The organism is Streptomyces nodosus (assembly GCF_008704995.1).
In the GTDB taxonomy this organism is placed as follows: Bacteria; Actinomycetota; Actinomycetes; order Streptomycetales; family Streptomycetaceae; genus Streptomyces; species Streptomyces nodosus.
On the sequence record NZ_CP023747.1, the window covers coordinates 4,532,910 to 4,549,684 of the forward strand.

At 72.5% G+C, this 16,775-nt stretch carries 11 protein-coding genes; 5 read left to right on the forward strand and 6 right to left on the reverse strand.

Annotated elements, in window-relative coordinates:
* Window positions 1–190 precede the first annotated feature (190 nt).
* On the forward strand, window positions 191–544 hold the full coding sequence (locus CP978_RS20560; protein WP_043443157.1) for a hypothetical protein: 354 nt from the start codon (window positions 191–193) through the stop codon (window positions 542–544).
* Here the strand turns inward: CP978_RS20560 and CP978_RS20565 are convergent.
* Together CP978_RS20565 and CP978_RS20570 are read right to left on the reverse strand one after the other, a co-directional pair.
* The gene (locus CP978_RS20565) at window positions 522–1,508 is read right to left on the reverse strand and encodes a tellurite resistance/C4-dicarboxylate transporter family protein (RefSeq protein ID WP_043443158.1); all 987 of its coding nucleotides are present in this window, start codon (window positions 1,506–1,508) and stop codon (window positions 522–524) included. The genes CP978_RS20560 and CP978_RS20565 overlap by 23 nt on opposite strands.
* 106 nt (window positions 1,509–1,614) lie before the next feature.
* A complete protein-coding gene (locus CP978_RS20570; protein WP_043443160.1) occupies window positions 1,615–2,790 on the reverse strand; it encodes a C40 family peptidase in 1,176 nt (391 codons plus the stop codon).
* A 430-nt stretch (window positions 2,791–3,220) separates the two neighbouring features.
* On the opposite strand from CP978_RS20570, the gene pcrA reads away from it, so the two are divergent.
* Window positions 3,221–5,800 (forward strand): DNA helicase PcrA, encoded by a 2,580-nt coding sequence (gene pcrA / locus CP978_RS20575; RefSeq protein WP_043443162.1) that lies wholly within the window; start codon window positions 3,221–3,223, stop codon window positions 5,798–5,800.
* Between the two features lie 79 nt (window positions 5,801–5,879).
* Here pcrA and CP978_RS20580 read toward each other — a convergent pair whose 3' ends face one another.
* Window positions 5,880–7,553, reverse strand: coding sequence for a M23 family metallopeptidase (locus CP978_RS20580; RefSeq protein WP_043443164.1), 1,674 nt, complete (start codon window positions 7,551–7,553; stop codon window positions 5,880–5,882).
* A gap of 229 nt (window positions 7,554–7,782) precedes the next feature.
* On the reverse strand, window positions 7,783–8,640 hold the full coding sequence (locus tag CP978_RS20585; protein ID WP_043443166.1) for a lipase family alpha/beta hydrolase: 858 nt from the start codon (window positions 8,638–8,640) through the stop codon (window positions 7,783–7,785).
* A gap of 691 nt (window positions 8,641–9,331) precedes the next feature.
* Between CP978_RS20585 and icmB the strand changes: the two genes are divergently transcribed.
* A complete protein-coding gene (gene icmB, locus CP978_RS20590) occupies window positions 9,332–9,748 on the forward strand; it encodes a coenzyme B12-dependent isobutyryl CoA mutase small subunit (RefSeq protein WP_043443168.1) in 417 nt (138 codons plus the stop codon).
* A 92-nt stretch (window positions 9,749–9,840) separates the two neighbouring features.
* On the opposite strand, the gene CP978_RS20595 is transcribed toward icmB, so the two are convergent.
* Entirely contained in the window at window positions 9,841–11,460 is a 1,620-nt protein-coding gene (locus tag CP978_RS20595) for a DUF5691 domain-containing protein (RefSeq protein ID WP_150478266.1), read from the reverse strand.
* A 39-nt stretch (window positions 11,461–11,499) separates the two neighbouring features.
* On the reverse strand, window positions 11,500–12,852 hold the full coding sequence (locus CP978_RS20600) for an NAD-glutamate dehydrogenase (RefSeq protein WP_150478267.1): 1,353 nt from the start codon (window positions 12,850–12,852) through the stop codon (window positions 11,500–11,502).
* Window positions 12,853–12,986: 134 nt separating this feature from the next.
* On the opposite strand from CP978_RS20600, the gene CP978_RS20605 reads away from it, so the two are divergent.
* On the forward strand, window positions 12,987–14,114 hold the full coding sequence (locus CP978_RS20605) for an ATP-binding protein (RefSeq protein WP_043449084.1): 1,128 nt from the start codon (window positions 12,987–12,989) through the stop codon (window positions 14,112–14,114).
* Window positions 14,115–14,175: 61 nt separating this feature from the next.
* Window positions 14,176–16,716 carry a DUF5682 family protein gene (locus CP978_RS20610; protein ID WP_227745416.1) on the forward strand — a complete coding sequence of 847 codons (2,541 nt, stop codon included), beginning with the start codon at window positions 14,176–14,178 and terminating at the stop codon, window positions 16,714–16,716.
* Window positions 16,717–16,775: the final 59 nt, after the last annotated feature.

The following is a 16,775-nucleotide window of genomic DNA, read 5'->3' on the forward strand; positions in this document are numbered from 1 at the left end:
ATGTGACCGTGATTCCGGCCCGGAAGCGCCGACTGTGCACCCTGAGATGACCGAAGAGGCGGTTTTCGGGTGCGGCATCGTCACGGAGTGCTATGGCCGCATATATGCATGCTCCGGACGCGGCGCGGGCAGTGTCCTGTTCCCGGGGGCGGTGTCGGGGTGTGTCCGCACCTTGATTAGGCTCCGGGCCATGGACGTACTCATCCATCTCTTCGTCGGCCTGCACATCGTCGGTATCGCCGCGCTTCTCGGTGGCTTCCTCACCCAGATGAAGGCGATGGGCAAGGGCACGGCCCGTTTCGTCCCCGGGATGCTGCACGGCGCGCTGACCATGCTCGTCACGGGCGTGGCGCTGGTCGGTCTGCATCAGGCCGAGGGCCACACCGTCAACAACATCAAGATCGGGATCAAGCTGGCCCTGCTGATCGTGATCCTCGGTCTGGTCTACGTCAAGCGCGACGAGGAGCGGGTCGAGAAGCCACTCTTCGGCATCGTCGGTGCGCTGACCACCGTGAACATCTTCATCGCGGTGCTCTGGACCTGATGCTCTCCGGCCCCCTCGGGGCGGACACGGCGGCCGATGCGAGGACCGCGCACCAGGCGGCCACCGCGATCCACAGCAGCACCCGGCCCAGCGCGCGCAGCCAGGGCACCCCGAGTTCCATGCCGACGGACAGGGCCGCCACCGCCGTCATCCCGAGCGGGAAGACCGTCGACCAGCGCCGTACGTCGTGGCCGAGCCGCGGCCGGATCAGCTCGGCCGCGGCCAGCACGCAGTACCAGGCGAGGGCGAGGGCGAGCAGGGCGAGGGTGACGACCCGCAGAACGCCATCGTCGTCGCCGTCCCAGAGGTAGGGCCCGCCGCGACCGGCGGCGACGAGCCTCGACCCGGCGTACGCCGAGAGCGCGAGCGCGCCGCCTGCGATCCACTGGTCTCCTGCGCCGGTCGCCACCTGCCGTCGGTCGAAGCACCGGAGGCCGATCAGATAGAACACCAGGCCGAGCCAGAAGAACACCAGCGCCGTGTGCGCGAGCCACGCCACCGACAGGGCCGTGGCGAGCACCGCCCCCAGCACCGCGATCCCCTCCGTCGCCACACAGCCGAGGAACACCGCCCCGGAGGTGCGGCGCCGCCTCCACCGCCGTAGCACGGGCGGGAGCAGGACCACCCACAGCACGACGGCCAGGGCGAGCAGCGCCTCGGCGAGCGACGGCTGCCCCGCGGACGACAGCCGTGCTCCGAGCACCGTGGTCGCCGCGACCGCGGCGAGCGAGGCCGGGGAGACCGGATCGGCCGGCTGGAGATCGTGCGGCGGGAGCAGCCGCAGCACGACATCACCGACGAGCCCCAGCCAGGCGACGACCGTCAGGGCCAGGGCGACGGCGGAGAGGACCTCGTGCCCGGCCAGGCGCAGCCCGATCGACAGGACGCCGGTGGCCATCGCGGCGGCGCCGGTGGCGGGCGGGCGCCGCGCCCACCGGCTCCGGAACACAGGGGTGCCTGACATGCGCCCGATGCTAGGGACGCCCGCACCAGTTGCGCAGGGGGCACGCGCGCGCCACCCGAAATCGCCCCCGCTCGCGCGCGGGGCGTGCGGAGAGCGGGAGGGAACGTCAGGCGGGCCGTACGACGCTGTGGATCGCCGAGGTGCCGTCGTAGTAGACCGACTCCTCGCGGACGTAGGCCCCCGGCTTCGGGGCGTGGATCATCATGCCGTCGCCGATGTAGAGCCCGACATGGCTGATGTCGTCGTAGAAGAAGATCAGGTCACCGGGCCGGGCGGAGGCGAGCGGGACCGTCGTCCCGACGTTCACCTGGTCGTAGGTGGTGCGCGGCAGTGTCACCCCGGCGGCCTTCCAGGAGGCCTGGGTCAGGCCCGAGCAGTCGTAGGAATCGGGTCCCGTCGCACCCCATACATAGGGCTTGCCCACCTGGGCGCGGGCGAACGCGAGGGCCTGGGACGCCTTCGACGTGGAGGAGGGGTCCGCGGCGGTGGATCCCGTCGAGCCGGTCGTCGTGGGGGAGGGCGACTGCGAGGGCTGCTGCTGGGCGGCTTCCTTCCGGGCTGCCTCCTCCTGCTGGGCCGCCGCCTGCTGTCGGGCCAGTTCTTCCGCCTGGCGCCGGGCCTCCTCCTGCTTCTTCTTCTCGATCTCGGCGAGCCGGGCCTTCTCCTCCGCGGTGAGCTCGGACAGCAACTGCCGAGCGTCGGAGAGCTTCTGCTGGATCTCCGCCTTGGCCGACTTGAGTTCCTTCTGCGACGTGGTGAGCGTCTGCAGGCTCGCGGTCGCCTCCCGCCGCTGCTTCATCATCGCGGCCTGGTCGGTGACGTACTCGTCGACCGCGTTCTTCTGGCGGTTGGTGAGCCGGTTCATCAGCTGGGTCTGGTCGAAGTAGTCCTGAGGCGAGTCGGCCAGCAGAAAGGTGGCCGTGTCGGGGGCCGCCGCCCCGGTGCGGTACTGCGCGGCGGCGAAGGAACCCAGCTGCTCCCGCGCCTCGTTGAGCTTCTGGGTGCGCTGGGCGACGTCGTCGAGCAGGGTGTCGACGTGCTTGCGCTGCTCGGTGGTGCTCTCCTTGGCCGCGTTGTACTTCTCGGTGGCCGACTCCGCCTGGCGGTAGAGGTCGTCGACCTTCGTCTGGACCTCCTCGATGCTCGGCCTGCGGTCGCTGGGAGCGGCCTGGGCCGTCTGGGAGAGCAGGGCCACGGAGGTCAGTGCCGCCGTCGCGAGAGCGGGGGTCCGTATGCCTGCGATCCGTGCGCCCGAGGGACGCGCCTTGCGGTGCGGCGCCATAAAAGGCGACTCCTTCCGTGCTCCGCCTGCCGGGTGGGCAGTCGGGGGTGATCCCAGGCCGTCCCGGCTCCGGGGGAGGGGGCGTGCGGCTCGCCCGGCACGCTAGCCAACGGGTGTGGCCCCTGTGAAGGTTGATGTGCGATATGCCCGATACATTTTCGTGACCTTGGCCACGACAGTGGCCCCATGGGGGGTGATATCGGCACATCCGGGGGGAGTTGCCCGGGTGGTCGCTCACCCTCGGACGTCGGGCGGGTCCGCTCCGGTTCCGGCCGTTCCGGCTCGTGGTGGACGGTGGTGAAATGCCCGATGGCTGGCACCGGGAGGCCGCCGGGAACGCGCCTGCGATCCCGGCGCGGCGAAGTGCGCCGGTGCGGAGTTCCCGGTGGGGCGGTCGGTTGTCGGTGTGGCGGCCTAGACTCGGAGAGCGATGAGCAGCCTCTTTGACGACAGCTTCCTGGCGGACCTCAAGGCCACTCCGGCCCCCGAGGAGGAGCCCCCGCCGCCCGAGGACGATCACGCTCCGGAGCCGGTTCCGGACGATCTGTTCGGCGGGAGGTTCGACATGCCGCCGGACCGGTGGGGACACCCGGGCGGAGCCGGGAGCGGGGAGGCGTACTACCGCGACGGCGCGCCCCGTCCGGTCATCGACCCCGCGACCCTGCTCCAGGGGCTGAACGAGAACCAGCGTGCGGCCGTGGTGCACGCCGGCTCGCCCCTGCTCATCGTGGCCGGAGCGGGCTCCGGCAAGACCCGGGTGCTCACCCACCGCATCGCCCATCTGCTGTCCGAGCGGGGCGTGCACCCCGGTCAGATCCTCGCGATCACCTTCACCAACAAGGCCGCGGGCGAGATGAAGGAGCGCGTCGAGCAGCTGGTGGGCCCGCGCGCCCACGCGATGTGGGTGATGACCTTCCACAGCGCATGTGTCCGCATCCTGCGCAGGGAGAGCAAGAGGCTCGGCTTCACCTCCTCCTTCTCGATCTACGACGCCGCCGACAGCAAGCGGCTGATGGCGCTCGTCTGCCGCGATCTGGACCTCGACCCCAAGCGCTTCCCGCCCAAGGCGTTCAGCGCCAAGATCTCCAACCTGAAGAACGAGCTGATCGACGAGGAGGACTTCGCCGCCCAGGCAGCTGGGGGCACCTCCCAGACGGAGTCTGGGGGAGGCTTCGAGAAGACCCTCGCCCAGGCGTACGCGCTCTACCAGTCCCGGCTGCGCGAGGCGAACGCGCTCGACTTCGACGACCTGATCATGACGACGGTCCATCTGCTGCGCGCCTTCCCGGACGTCGCCGAGCACTACCGTCGCCGTTTCCGCCATGTCCTCGTGGACGAGTACCAGGACACCAACCATGCCCAGTACGCCCTGGTGCGCGAGCTGGTCGGTCCCTCGGACGTCGGCCGGCCCGGGGAGACGGCGCCCGGCGAGCACGAACCGGGCCCGGCCGAGCTGTGCGTCGTCGGTGACGCCGACCAGTCGATCTACGCCTTCCGCGGCGCGACCATCCGCAACATCCTCCAGTTCGAGGAGGACTACCCGGAGGCCACCACGATCCTCCTGGAGCAGAACTACCGCTCCACGCAGACCATCCTGAGCGCCGCCAACGCCGTCATCGAGCGCAACGAGTCCCGCCGTCCCAAGAATCTGTGGACCAACGCGGGCGCGGGCGCGGGCATCATCGGCTATGTCGCCGACACCGAGCACGACGAGGCCCAGTTCGTCGCGGACGAGATAGACCGTCTTACCGACCGGGGCGAGGCCAAGGCCGGCGATGTCGCCGTCTTCTACCGGACCAACGCCCAGTCCCGTGTCTTCGAAGAGATCTTCATCCGCGTCGGCCTGCCCTACAAGGTCGTCGGCGGCGTCCGCTTCTACGAGCGCAAGGAGGTCCGGGACGTCCTCGCCTATCTGCGGGTGCTGGCGAACCCGGAGGACTCGGTGCCGCTGCGGCGGATCCTGAACGTGCCGAAGCGGGGCATCGGCGAGCGTGCCGAGGCGATGATCGACGCCCTGGCCCAGCGGGAGAAGGTCAGCTTCTCCCAGGCGCTGCGCCGGGTGGACGAGGCGTACGGCATGGCGGCTCGCTCGACGAACGCGGTCAAGCGGTTCAACGCCCTGATGGAGGACCTGCGGACGATCGTAGAGTCCGGCGCGGGACCGGCCACGGTCCTGGAGGCCGTCCTCGAACGCACCGGCTATCTCTCCGAGTTGCAGGCCTCGACCGACCCCCAGGACGAGACGCGCATCGAGAACCTCCAGGAACTCGCCGCCGTCGCGTTGGAGTTCGAGCAGGAGCGCGGCGAGAACGCGGCGACTCCGGAGGCCACCCCGGAGGCCGCCCCGGGTGCCACCCTGGCCGAGTTTCTGGAGCAGGTCGCGCTGGTCGCCGACTCCGACCAGATCCCCGACGAGGAGGAGGGCGGCGGCGTCATCACGCTGATGACCCTGCACACCGCGAAGGGCCTCGAATTCCCGGTGGTCTTCCTGACCGGCATGGAGGACGGCGTCTTCCCGCACATGCGCGCGCTCGGCCAGACCAAGGAACTGGAGGAGGAGCGGCGCCTGGCGTACGTCGGCATCACCCGCGCGCGGGAGCGGCTGTATCTCACCCGGTCCGCCCTGCGCAGCGCCTGGGGGCAGCCCTCGTACAACCCGCCCTCGCGTTTCCTGGAGGAGATCCCGGACCAGCACCTGGAGTGGAAGCGCACGGGCGCCTCCTCGGCTCCCGCGTCCGGTCCGTTCTCGGGTGTGGCGTCCTCGCTGTCGTCCTCCCGGTCGCGTTCCTCGGCTGCGGGCGCCTCCGGGTTCGCCACGCGACGGGGCGGTGCGACGGAGAAGCCGGCGATCTCCCTGGCGGTCGGCGACCGCGTCACCCACGACCAGTTCGGTCTGGGCACGGTGGTCGGGGTGAAGGGCACGGGGACGAACGCGGAGGCGACGATCGACTTCGGAGAGGCCAAGCCGAAGCGGCTGCTGCTGCGGTATGCGCCGGTGGAGAAGCTGTAGCGGCGCCGGAGACGCGGTGGGGGCTTGGCCCCCACCGCCGGTCACCCGCCGGACGGAGAGACCTCGGCGGTGAGAGGGATCAGGTCGGGTTCAGCCCGTGGCTGCGCAGCCAGGGCAGCGGGTCTATCGCGGAGCCGCCGTTCGGCCGCACCTCGAAGTGCAGATGCGGACCGGTCGAGTTGCCCGAGTTCCCCGAGTAGGCGATCGGCTGACCGGCCTTGACCTCCGAACCGGAGATGACGCGGTAGCTGGAGAGGTGGCAGTACCAGGTCTCCGTGCCGTCCTTGGCGGTCAGGATCAGCATATTGCCGTAGGCGCTGTTCCACTGGGTGCGGACGGTGCCGTCGGTCGCGGCCAGCACCGTCGTCCCGTACGAGACCGGGAAGTCGATACCGGTGTGCACGGACATCCAGTTGATGCCCGCCTGGCCGAAGTAGGCGCTGAGCCCCCTCTGCAGCACGGGCAGCGCGAACTTCGGACGCAGCCGCTCCCTGAGCGCCGCCTCCGCCGCCGCCTTCTTCTGCTCGGCCACCTGCTGGGCCTTGAGGTCGATGCGCTCCTGGGTGCGGCTCGCCCGGCCCATGAAGTCATTGGCGTCCGCGGAGACGCCGTCCAGCTGGGAGTCCAGCTTCCGGTTGGCGACGGACGGCTTCACCGAAGGCGCGGTGGAGGCCTTGGCCGTGGTGCTCTCCTCCCCGCCCATGCCGACGGACGCGGCGGCGATCCCGGCGACCCCCATCACACACACCGACGGCACGGCGACCGTCAGCAGGGCGGAACGCTTCGCCGGAGGACGGCGACGGGACCGGTTCGCGGCACGGGAGGGCGAGGCGATCTCCTCCGCCCGGCCTTCGAACGGCTGGGCGTCGCCGGACGTCTCGTCCTGCTCCGGCTCGGCGTCCCCCTCGTCGTCGTGGACGTCGTGGACGGTGTCGTTGTCTTCGCTGTCGAGCCCCTGCTCGTAAGGGGGCTGATCGAAGGCTTCCGCCGTGTCGAAGGCCGCCGTGCCGTGAGCGTCGAAGGGCTCGGCCTGATCGAAGGCCGCGGTGCCGTGAGGGTCGAAGTCCGCTGTGTCGAACGCCGCTGTGCCCTGCGGATCGAAGCCTGCCTGCTCGAACGCCGCGGTGGTCCGCGGGTCGAAGGAGTCGGTCCGGTCGTAGGCCTCCGGGGCCATCTGCTCGTAGGCCGCCGTCGCGGCGTGCCGGTCGTGGGTCTCGTGCTCGGCGCTGCCGCCGGAGTTCCACTGGGTGGCGTCGTACGCACCCGTGTCGAAGGTCCCGGTGCCCCATTCCCATTGCTGGGCGGGGTCCGGGGTCGCGGCGGCCTCGTGCCAGGACTGTGCGTCCCACTGGCCGGTGGCGTCGGGGGACACGGCCTGCCCGGGAACGCCGGCGAACTGCTGGTCGGCGGTCGCCCAGGCCGTCGTGTCATAGGAGCCGGTGTCGTACGCGGCATGGTGCCGGCCGTCGTAGCCGTCGTAGCCGGGCGTCTGATGGGTGCCGGTGCCGACGGTCGCCTGGCCGCCGGTGGACCACTGGGTGGTGTCGTACGAGCCGGTCATGCCGCCGTCGAAGGGGGCGCTTGCGAAGGCCGCGGTCCCGTGGGCGCCCGTGTCGAAGGCGGTCGCGGTGGGATCGGCGTATGCGGGGAACGCACCGTACTGGTCACCCTGCCCGCCGTAACCCACGTAGTGCGTCGAGGTGGCATCGGGAGCCGGGGGATTCGCGATCCCCGACGGGTGACGGTCGTTCACCAACGTCTCTTTCGCCTCGACAGCAGGGGCTGGCAGAGCAGTGCGGCGACTGTACCCGGCGGTACGTGGGCGCGACAATCTTCGGCAGGTTTCCCGCCGTCAGGAAAAGGGCATTCGGCTGTGTTTCGGGGCCCCATGGGCAAGGCTTTGGTTCTTCGTTCGGTGAACGTTCGAAGTCCTGCGGAGGTCCGGGGCCCGTCGGACGGCCGACTGCGGGGCCGCCCCGCGGTCACGCCACCGTCAGGCCGTCGGTGTGGGCGGCGGTGGCCGCCGGCTGTTCGAGGTCCAGCGCCTGCCGTATCCCGGCCGCGACCGCGGGGTGCACGGGCAGCGCGAGATGGCCGATGCCGCTGACCCGTACGTTCTGCGCCAGCAGGTCGGGGTGGTCGATACAGGCCGTCTCCAGCGGATCCATCAGGGGATCCAGATCGCTCCAGAAGCTCACGAAGTGCGTACGGCAGCCGGGAGCCGGCTCCCGCAGCTCCTCGATCAGCTCGGAACCGGGGCGCATCTGGCGGACGATCGGATGCGCGTTCGCCAGCGGCGCCACCCGGGTGCCCGAATGGGGTGTACCCAGGGTGACGAGCGTACGGACATGGAGGTCACCGCCGAGGCGCTGTACGTAGTAGCGCGCGATCAGTCCGCCCAGGCTGTGCCCGACGACATCCACCTGCTGCTGGCCGGTGCGTTCGCACAGCTCTTCGATATGGCGGCCGAGCAGCTGGGCCGCGGTCCTGATGTCGCAGGTCAACGGAGAGTAGTTGAGGGACTCGATGTGCTGGCGCCCGTGCTGGGTGAGGTTTCGGCGCAGCAGCACGAAGACCGAGCGGTTGTCGATGAAGCCGTGGAGCAGCATGACCGGCGGCTTGGCCCCGGTGGGCAGGGTGGTGGTGTCGCGGGGAGGCGGGAGCGGGCCCGAATGGCGCTCCTGGACGATTCCGGAGGGGTAGAGAAGCAGATGCCCGGCGAGGATCGCGAGCTCCAGGGCGGTCGCCTTCAGCAGGGCAAGGGAAAGTCCGGCCAGCCGGATCGGCAACAGGCGCTGGCAGAGCGGAAGCAAGGGCTGCACTGCCCTGGTGACCATCATGGCCGACCTCCCGTCGGCGCACGCGAGACGCCTCCTGTCCCCCGTGAGCCCTTGTGGAAAGCCGTGATGGCGGCGGCCTGAGGGGCGGTGCGGTGCCGCGGGTGCGGCGACCGGTGATGCGACGGGGCCCTGTTCCTCGTGATGACACGATCCCGTCCATCGCCGTCGGCTGGGTCCCGTCCTCCTACGGGGGTGGTTCTCCGCTGTCGTGCCCTTGGCGATCCTTTCGCCGAGGAGCCCCATCGGCACGGCGCCCGTCCGTCGACACGGGTGGGCGAAGTGCTGATACGGCCGCCTCGTGCGGCTCTCCTTGCACATGATCCCCTCGGTCCATGGCACGCGAGCCGCCTTGCCGACGGCGCGTGTGCCGCGAAGAGGGGGGACCCTGCGCGGCGAATGTGTCCCATTGTGTGATTTCCCCCTCGGCCTGCGCTGTGAAACTGCCGGGTGCGGGATGCCGGCTTTGACGTCCGCTCACTTTGCGGGTTCCCGCGGCGGGGAATACCTGTGCCGTGGGGTGCACGGTGGGCCTGGTTCCCGGCGGATCCGGGCGTTCGGAGCGATGCGTGGCTCGCCCGGCACGGAAGGCGACGGCCGAGTGGTCCGTGTGTCCGCCTGTCCGCCGGTGCGGTGATGTGGCGGCAGGCGCCGGGACGGTACAGGGTGAAGTAATCGCTTCATGGAGGCAGTGATGGGTGTGGCAGCCGGTCCGATCCGCGTGGTGGTGGCCAAGCCGGGGCTCGACGGTCACGATCGTGGGGCCAAGGTGATCGCTAGGGCACTGCGCGACGCGGGTATGGAGGTCATCTACACGGGCCTGCACCAGACGCCCGAGCAGATCGTCGACACGGCGATCCAGGAGGACGCCGACGCGATCGGTCTGTCGATCCTCTCCGGCGCCCACAACACCTTGTTCGCCGCGGTGATCGATCTGCTGAAGGCGCGCGACGCGGAGGACATCCTGGTCTTCGGCGGCGGGATCATCCCCGAGGCGGATATCCCTCTGCTGCGGGCGAAGGGCGTCGCGGAGATCTTCACGCCCGGGGCGTCGACCGCGTCGATCGTCGACTGGGTCCGGGCGAACGTACGGCAGCCGGCGGGAGCGTGACGCCTCCCTGACCGGCGGGCCTTCTGCCCCTGGCGTACTGGTGAAACAGGGGCCGTGGGCCGGCGGACCCTCTCACGGGGTACCGAGTTCTCTCACGGCATACCGAGTTCCTCCCGCATCGTCGCGCGCAGGCGCAGTGTGGTCGTCAGGCGCTGGAAGGCCTCCGCCCAGTAGCCGCCCGCCCCCGGTGAGGCGTCCTCCGGCTCGTCGGGTATCGCCGCCAGCATGTCGAGGTGGCTCGCCTGCGCGGGGTCGAGACAGCGCTCCGCCAGCCCCATGACCCCGCTGAAGCTCCAGGGATAGCTTCCGGCGTCCCGCGCGATGTTCAGCGCGTCCACCACCGCCCGGCCCAGGGGAGCGGCCCAGGGGACCTCGCACACGCCGAGGAGCTGGAACGCCTCCGACAGGCCGTGCGCGGAGACGAACCCGGCGACCCATCCGGCCCGCTCCGCCGGGGGCAGCGCCGACAGCAGCCTGGCCCGCTCGGCCAGGGACACCGCCCCGGGGCCTCCGGCCTCCGGCGCCGAGGGCGCGCCGAGCAGGGCCCGGGACCAGTCGGTGTCCCGCTGCCGCACGGCCGCCCGGCACCACGCACGATGCAGTTCGCACCGCCAGTCGTCGGCGACCGGCAGGGCGGTGATCTCCTGCGGGGTGCGCCCGCCGAGCCGTGCCGTCCAGGAGCCGAGCGGGGCGGCCTCCACCAGTTGGCCGAACCACCAGGAGCGCTCCCCGCGCCCGGCCGGAGGCTTCGGCACCACGCCGTCCCGCTCCATGCCCGGATCGCACTCGTGCGGTGCCTCGACCACGATCGTCGGCTCCCGGCGTGTACGGTCGACCGCCACACAGGCCGCGGCCCGCGCCGCCATCCGCCCGGCCAGCGCCGAACCGGGCAGGGTTGACAGCAGCTCCGCCGCCGTCGCCCGCACCGTGCGGCTCCGGTCGAGGAGCGCCTGCTCAAGGAACGGCTCGTCCGCGGGGTCGAGGCCCGTGCGGAGAGAGTCGAGGAACATCAGGCGGTCCTCGGCCCGCTCCGTCGCCCAGGTGGAGGCCAGCAGGTCCCGGGCGGCGTGCGGCTGCCGTGCACGGAGCGCGGTCAGCAGCGCCACCCGCTCCGCGAACAGGCCTTCCTGCCAGAGCCGTCCCCCGTGTTCAGGCTCCTTCGGCGGCGGCCCGGACCCTCCGCCGGGCGTGGCGCGGAGCACGAAGCGCCAGTTCGGGTTCAGCCGGGCCAGCCAACGGGCGCGCGGGCCGGCGAAGGCCAGCGCCGCGGGCCGCAGGTCCGTACGCCCGCGGGCCGCGTCCAGCAACGCGGGCAGCGCCTCGGGGGGTGGCGCGAAGCCCCGCTCGCAGGCCAGGGAGAGCCACTGCGGCAGCAGCTCCATGAGGTCGGGGGCCGATCCACGGCGGCCGTCGCCCGACCCGGGGCGCTCGGACAGCAGCATGGTCAGCCGGCGGGCCGCCGCGGCCGGCAGCACCGGGCGCGGGTCCGGCGCCGCGGGCTCGGGCCGTGCCCCGGCCGGTGCGGGGAGCAGTCCGGCCCGGCGCCGCACCGTCTCCACGGCGGCCAGGTCCAGCAGCGCCCGCGGCGCCGCCTCCCGGCCGGGCGGCAGCCAGGACGGTGTACGGCGGTCGGTGCCCAGCAGGGCCACGGTCACCAGCTCCTCCCAGGGCACGGCGCGGGGTGTGCCCTCCGGAGCGGGGGTCGCACTCATGTCAGCCCTTCCGGTCGGTGGGATGCCGTTCGGATGTGGTCAGCACAGCGGGACCGCCTCTCCGGCCCCCTCCGGCCAGGCCACGAGCGGGGTGAAGCCGTGATGGCCGCACTCGCCGAAGACCGTGACCGGGGCGCCGCCGGAGAGGGCGACCAGGCGCCACAGACCCGGACGGGCGACGGCCGACGGGGTGAGCGGCAGCGCCGTGTCGCCGTCCGACTCCGCCAGCTGCCAGGAGTTCTCGACCGGGGTCGGTACGACCCGGCCGAGTGTCACCGGGAACGACTCCAGCCACGGGTCCGACCGGAGCGCCTCCCCGTAGCGCGCCGTCGCCTGCGCGGTGGACATGCCGGGCGGGCGAGCCTCCTCGGGCGCGGGAGAGGTGAACCGCTCGCCCAAGGCCGCCCGTGGCTGTCCGGACCCGGGATACGCCGACACCTCCGCCTCGAAGGCCAGGCCCACCGGGAGCGTCAGGTCGGGTGCGCGCCCCGCCGCCCCGTAGGACAGGAGGAGGACGATGCGGTCGGATCTCGTCCCGTGGAGCCAGATCCGGCGTGTGGTGAGCCGGCCGTCCGAGGTGTCGTACTGCGCCAGAACCAGCCAGCGGTCACGGACGGGCGGCCCGTCGGCCGAATTCGGCAGGCCGATCCGGGAGCGGACCGTGGCCGCCGGCCCGTCCGGCAGCCGCTCACGGCGCAGCCAGCCCTGATCGAGCAGATGCAGCAGCGCGCACTCCTCCAGCAGCCGCACCGGCCGGCCGGGCTCCGACGCCGGGAGCGCCCCCAGCTCCCGCACCCGTGCGGCCAGCCCGGGAGCCTGAGCATCGACCATTCGCGCCGCCGTCTCCTCCCAGAGCCCCCGCCCCTCGGGCTCGGCGGTGGCCAGGCCGCCCCGCAGCAGGTCGGCCAGCCGCTGCTCCAGCTCCGACACCCCCGCCGTGATCCGCGCGGCCCGCCGCTCCGCCCTGCGCCGGGCCGCCTCCGGACCGGCGGACGCGGCCGCGGCCGAGCCGGCCCCCGCCCGCTCCGCCCGCGCGGACCCCCTGCGCTCCTCGATCCAGCGCTCCGCCCAGCCCGGTGCCCGCCCCCGTGGCACCGCGCCACGCCCGCCCGCCCAGAGCAGCAGCAGCCCCAGCGCGTGCCGGCACGGGACCGTGCGGCTCCCACAACTGCACCGGTACGCCGGGTCGGACGCGTCCGTCACATCGACCACCGTCCGAAACGGCCGGCTTTCCCTTCCTTCGCACAGCCCCCACACCGTCCCCTCGTCGGAACTGCCCGCCTGCGACCACGGCCCGGCCGCGCCGAGTGTGCCTCCCGCCGCGCGTGACGCGGCATCAGGTGCCAGTGCCAGCACCTGATCCGTGGTCCAGCGCACCCCCTGCTGAGTCATGTCGTCGACGGTAGGACCCACCACTGACAACCGACCGCCGTGAGGGGGTTTGCGCAGGTCATCACGCATTGTCAGTGGGGTGGTGCACGGTGGGTGACAGATCCGGACCGGCCGAGCTGGAGGGGGATGTGGCCATGCGTGTGTCCGTTGAGCCGATGTCGATGGAGCGGGGGGAGGCGGCGGCCGAGGTGCTGCGGCCGCACGCCGAGCACACCTTCGCGGCCGAACTCGCCGCGCTGGCCGCGCAGGACGACCGGCCGCGCCCGGCCCGCTGGAAGCTGTCGCCCTGGGCCGTGGCCACCTATCTGCTGGGCGGGGCGCTGCCGGACGGCACGGTGATCACCCCGAAGTATGTGGGCCCGCGCCATATCGTCGAGGTGGCGGTCACCACACTCGCCACCGACCGCGCCCTCCTGCTGCTCGGTGTTCCTGGCACGGCCAAGACCTGGGTGTCCGAGCATCTGGCGGCAGCCGTCAGCGGCGACTCCACTCTCCTGGTGCAGGGCACGGCCGGCACCCCGGAGGAGGCGATCCGCTACGGCTGGAACTACGCCCGGCTGCTGGCCCAGGGCCCCAGTCGCGACGCCCTGGTGCCCAGCCCGGTGATGAGAGCGATGGCCGCGGGGGCGGTGGCGCGCGTCGAGGAGCTGACCCGTGTCCCGGCGGACGTCCAGGACACACTGATCACCATCCTGTCCGAGAAGACCCTGCCGATACCGGAGTTGGGCCAGGAGGTGCAGGCCGTCCGCGGTTTCAACCTGATCGCCACGGCCAACGACCGCGACCGGGGGGTCAACGAGCTGTCGAGCGCGCTGCGCCGTCGTTTCAACACGGTGGTGCTGCCGCTGCCGGAGAGCGCCGAGGCCGAGGTCGACATCGTCTCGCGCCGGGTCGCGCAGATCGGCCGCTCACTCGATCTGCCGGCCCCGCCCGACGGGCTCGACGAGATCCGCCGTGTCGTCACGGTCTTCCGTGAGCTGCGGGACGGTGTCACCGCGGACGGGCGTACGAGGCTGAAGTCGCCCAGTGGTGCGCTGTCCACCGCCGAGGCGATCTCCGTGGTCACCCATGGGCTCGCGCTGGCCGCCCACTTCGGCGACGGGGTGCTGCGCCCGAGCGATGTCGCCGCGGGCGTGCTGGGCGCCGTCGTGCGCGATCCGGCGGCCGACCGCGTCATCTGGCGGGAGTACCTGGAGGCGGTGGTCCGCGAGCGCGACGGCTGGACGGACTTCTACCGCGCATGCCGGGAGGTCACCCCATGAACGTCAAGGGCTCGGGCTCCGGTTTCACGTGGAACCTTTCGCACCGGGTGAGGGAGGCGGTGTGACAGGCGTCGAGGGGGTGTCGGGCGGGCGGGCCGGCGACGGGCCGCTGCTGCTGGGGGTGCGGCATCACGGTCCCGGGTCCGCACGCGCCGTGCGGGCCGCGCTGGAGGCGGCACGGCCACCGGCCGTGCTGATCGAGGGGCCGCCGGAGGCGGACGCCCTGATCCCGCTCGCGGCGCACGAGGAGATGCGGCCGCCGGTCGCGCTGCTCGCCCATGCCGTGGACGAGCCGGGACGGTCGGCGTTCTGGCCGCTGGCCGAGTTCTCCCCGGAGTGGGTGGCGATCCGCTGGTCCCTGGAACACCACGTCCCGGTCCGGTTCATCGATCTTCCCGCGGCACACACCCTGGCCCGGGGCACGAGGGAACCGCGTCCGGCCGGGCGTGAGCCGGCCGAGCACCGGCCGGGTACTTCGGCCTCCGGCGTCGGCTCGGGGCCGGAGGCGCCGGAGGCCCGGGAGCCCGGCAGGCCGTCCGGCCCGCTGCCCGGTCGCGACGACGCCCTGCGCGTCGATCCCCTCGCCCTGCTGGCCGGGACCGCCGGGTACGACGATCCGGAGCGGTGGTGGGAGGACGTGATCGAGCACCGGGGCGCGGGAGAGGGGGACGCACTCGCCCCGTTCGCGGTGCTGGAGGAGGCCATGACCGCGCTGCGGGAAAGCTACGGCACCGGGGGACAGGAGCGGGACGGTGTGCGGGAGGCGTATATGCGGCTCCAGGTGCGCGCCGCGCAGAAGGAGTTCGGGCAGCGGCCGGCCGTTGTGTGCGGGGCCTGGCATCTGCCCGCACTGCGGCGCAGGAGGACCGTCGCCGCCGACCGTGCCCTGCTGAAGGGGCTGCCCAAGGTCAAGGCGGACATGACCTGGGTTCCCTGGACCCACCGGAGGCTGTCGCGGGCCGGCGGCTATGGGGCGGGGATCGACTCCCCGGGCTGGTACCGGCATCTGTTCGAGGCCCCGGACCGGCCCGTCGAGTGGTGGATGACCAAGGTGGCCGGGCTGCTTCGGGAGGAGGACCATCCGGTGTCGTCCGCGCATGTCATCGAGGCGGTGCGGCTCGCGGGCACCCTCGCGGCGCTGCGCGGCCGGCCGCTGGCGGGACTGTCCGAGACCACGGACGCGATACGGGCGGTGATGTGCGAGGGCTTGGATGTGCCGTTGGCGCTGGTGCACGACCGCCTCGTGGTCGGCGACGTCCTGGGGGAGGTGCCGGCCTCGGCCCCCGCGGTGCCGTTGCAAAGGGATCTCACCCGACTCCAGCGACGGCTCCGGCTCAAACCGGACCCTGCGGAGCGGGAGCTGGAGCTGGACCTGCGCAAGGAGACCGATGCCGAGCGCAGTCGGCTGCTCCACCGGCTGGGGCTCCTGGAGATCGGCTGGGCGGAGCCCGTCGCCTCGCGCGCCGGCACGGGAACGTTCCGGGAGACCTGGCGGCTGTGCTGGGACCCGGAACTCGCGGTGCGGGTCGCCGAGGCGGGGGTGTGGGGGACGACCGTGCTCGCCGCCGCGACCGCCAAGGCGGAGGCGGACGCGGTCGCGGCACCGGCGCTCGCCGATGTCACGGCGCTCGCCGAGCGATGTCTGCCGGCGGAGCTGCCCGATGCACTGCCCTCGGTGATGCGGGCGCTCGCCGACCGCGCCGCCCTGGACACCGATGTCGGCCATCTCGCCCGTGCCCTGCCCGCGCTGGTCCGTTCACTGCGGTACGGAGACGTCCGCGGCACGGACACCTGGGCACTGGCGGGCGTCGCCGCGGGCCTCGCGGAGCGGGTGTTCGTGGGGCTGCCACCGGCGTGCGCCGGGCTGAACGCGGAGGCGGCCGAGGAGATGCGGCGCCATCTGGACGCGGTGCACAGGGCGGTGGGGCTGCTCGGGGAGGAGGCCGCCGCGCACCATGGGGATCTGCGCGGGCGGTGGCGTTCCGTGCTGCGGGTGCTCGGCGGGCGGGACACCGTGCCCGGTGTGATCCGGGGGCGTGCCGTGCGACTGCTGCTGGACGAGGGGGAGTTGGCGCAGGACGAAGCGGCACGGCTGATGGGGCTCGTCCTGTCGCCGGGGACGGCGCCGGCGGACGCCGCGGCCTGGATCGAGGGGTTCCTCGGGGGCGGCTCCGGCGGCGGGATGCTGCTGGTGCACGACGAGCGGCTGCTCGGCCTGGTGGACGCCTGGCTGACCGGGGTGCCGGCGGAGGCGTTCACGGCCGTACTGCCTCTGCTGCGGCGTACGTTCTCGGGGTACGAGCCGGGCGTGCGCCGCACCCTCGGAGAGCTGGTGCGGCGTGGGCCGGGCGCGCGGGGGAGCGCGCTGACCAGCGGCATGGGCGCCTCCGGGTTCGCGCCCACGCTCGACACCGGGCGGGCGGACGCCGTGGTTCCGGTGCTGCATCTGCTGCTCGGCCTGGGCGAGTTCGCCGGCGGCGAGCCCGAGGGCCGTGAGCCTGACGGCTGTGGGTCCGAGGGCCGTGGGTGCGGCGGCCGTGAGTGTGCCGACCGTGGGTGCGGCGGCTGTGATGCCGACGATCTTGTGGGCGTGGCTCCTTGAGTACGCGGAGGACAGCCCGGTCGAACGCCATGCCGCTTGAAGCCGGCACGCCCGAAGCC

Coding starts and splice junctions, on each gene's coding strand:
- CP978_RS20560 (WP_043443157.1), top strand. CDS start 191: ATGGACGTACTCATCCATCTCTTCGTCGGCCTGCACATCGTCGGTATC.
- CP978_RS20565 (WP_043443158.1), bottom strand. CDS start 1,508: ATGTCAGGCACCCCTGTGTTCCGGAGCCGGTGGGCGCGGCGCCCGCCC.
- CP978_RS20570 (WP_043443160.1), bottom strand. CDS start 2,790: ATGGCGCCGCACCGCAAGGCGCGTCCCTCGGGCGCACGGATCGCAGGC.
- pcrA (WP_043443162.1), top strand. CDS start 3,221: ATGAGCAGCCTCTTTGACGACAGCTTCCTGGCGGACCTCAAGGCCACT.
- CP978_RS20585 (WP_043443166.1), bottom strand. CDS start 8,640: ATGATGGTCACCAGGGCAGTGCAGCCCTTGCTTCCGCTCTGCCAGCGC.
- icmB (WP_043443168.1), top strand. CDS start 9,332: ATGGGTGTGGCAGCCGGTCCGATCCGCGTGGTGGTGGCCAAGCCGGGG.
- CP978_RS20595 (WP_150478266.1), bottom strand. CDS start 11,460: ATGAGTGCGACCCCCGCTCCGGAGGGCACACCCCGCGCCGTGCCCTGG.
- CP978_RS20600 (WP_150478267.1), bottom strand. CDS start 12,852: ATGACTCAGCAGGGGGTGCGCTGGACCACGGATCAGGTGCTGGCACTG.
- CP978_RS20605 (WP_043449084.1), top strand. CDS start 12,987: ATGCGTGTGTCCGTTGAGCCGATGTCGATGGAGCGGGGGGAGGCGGCG.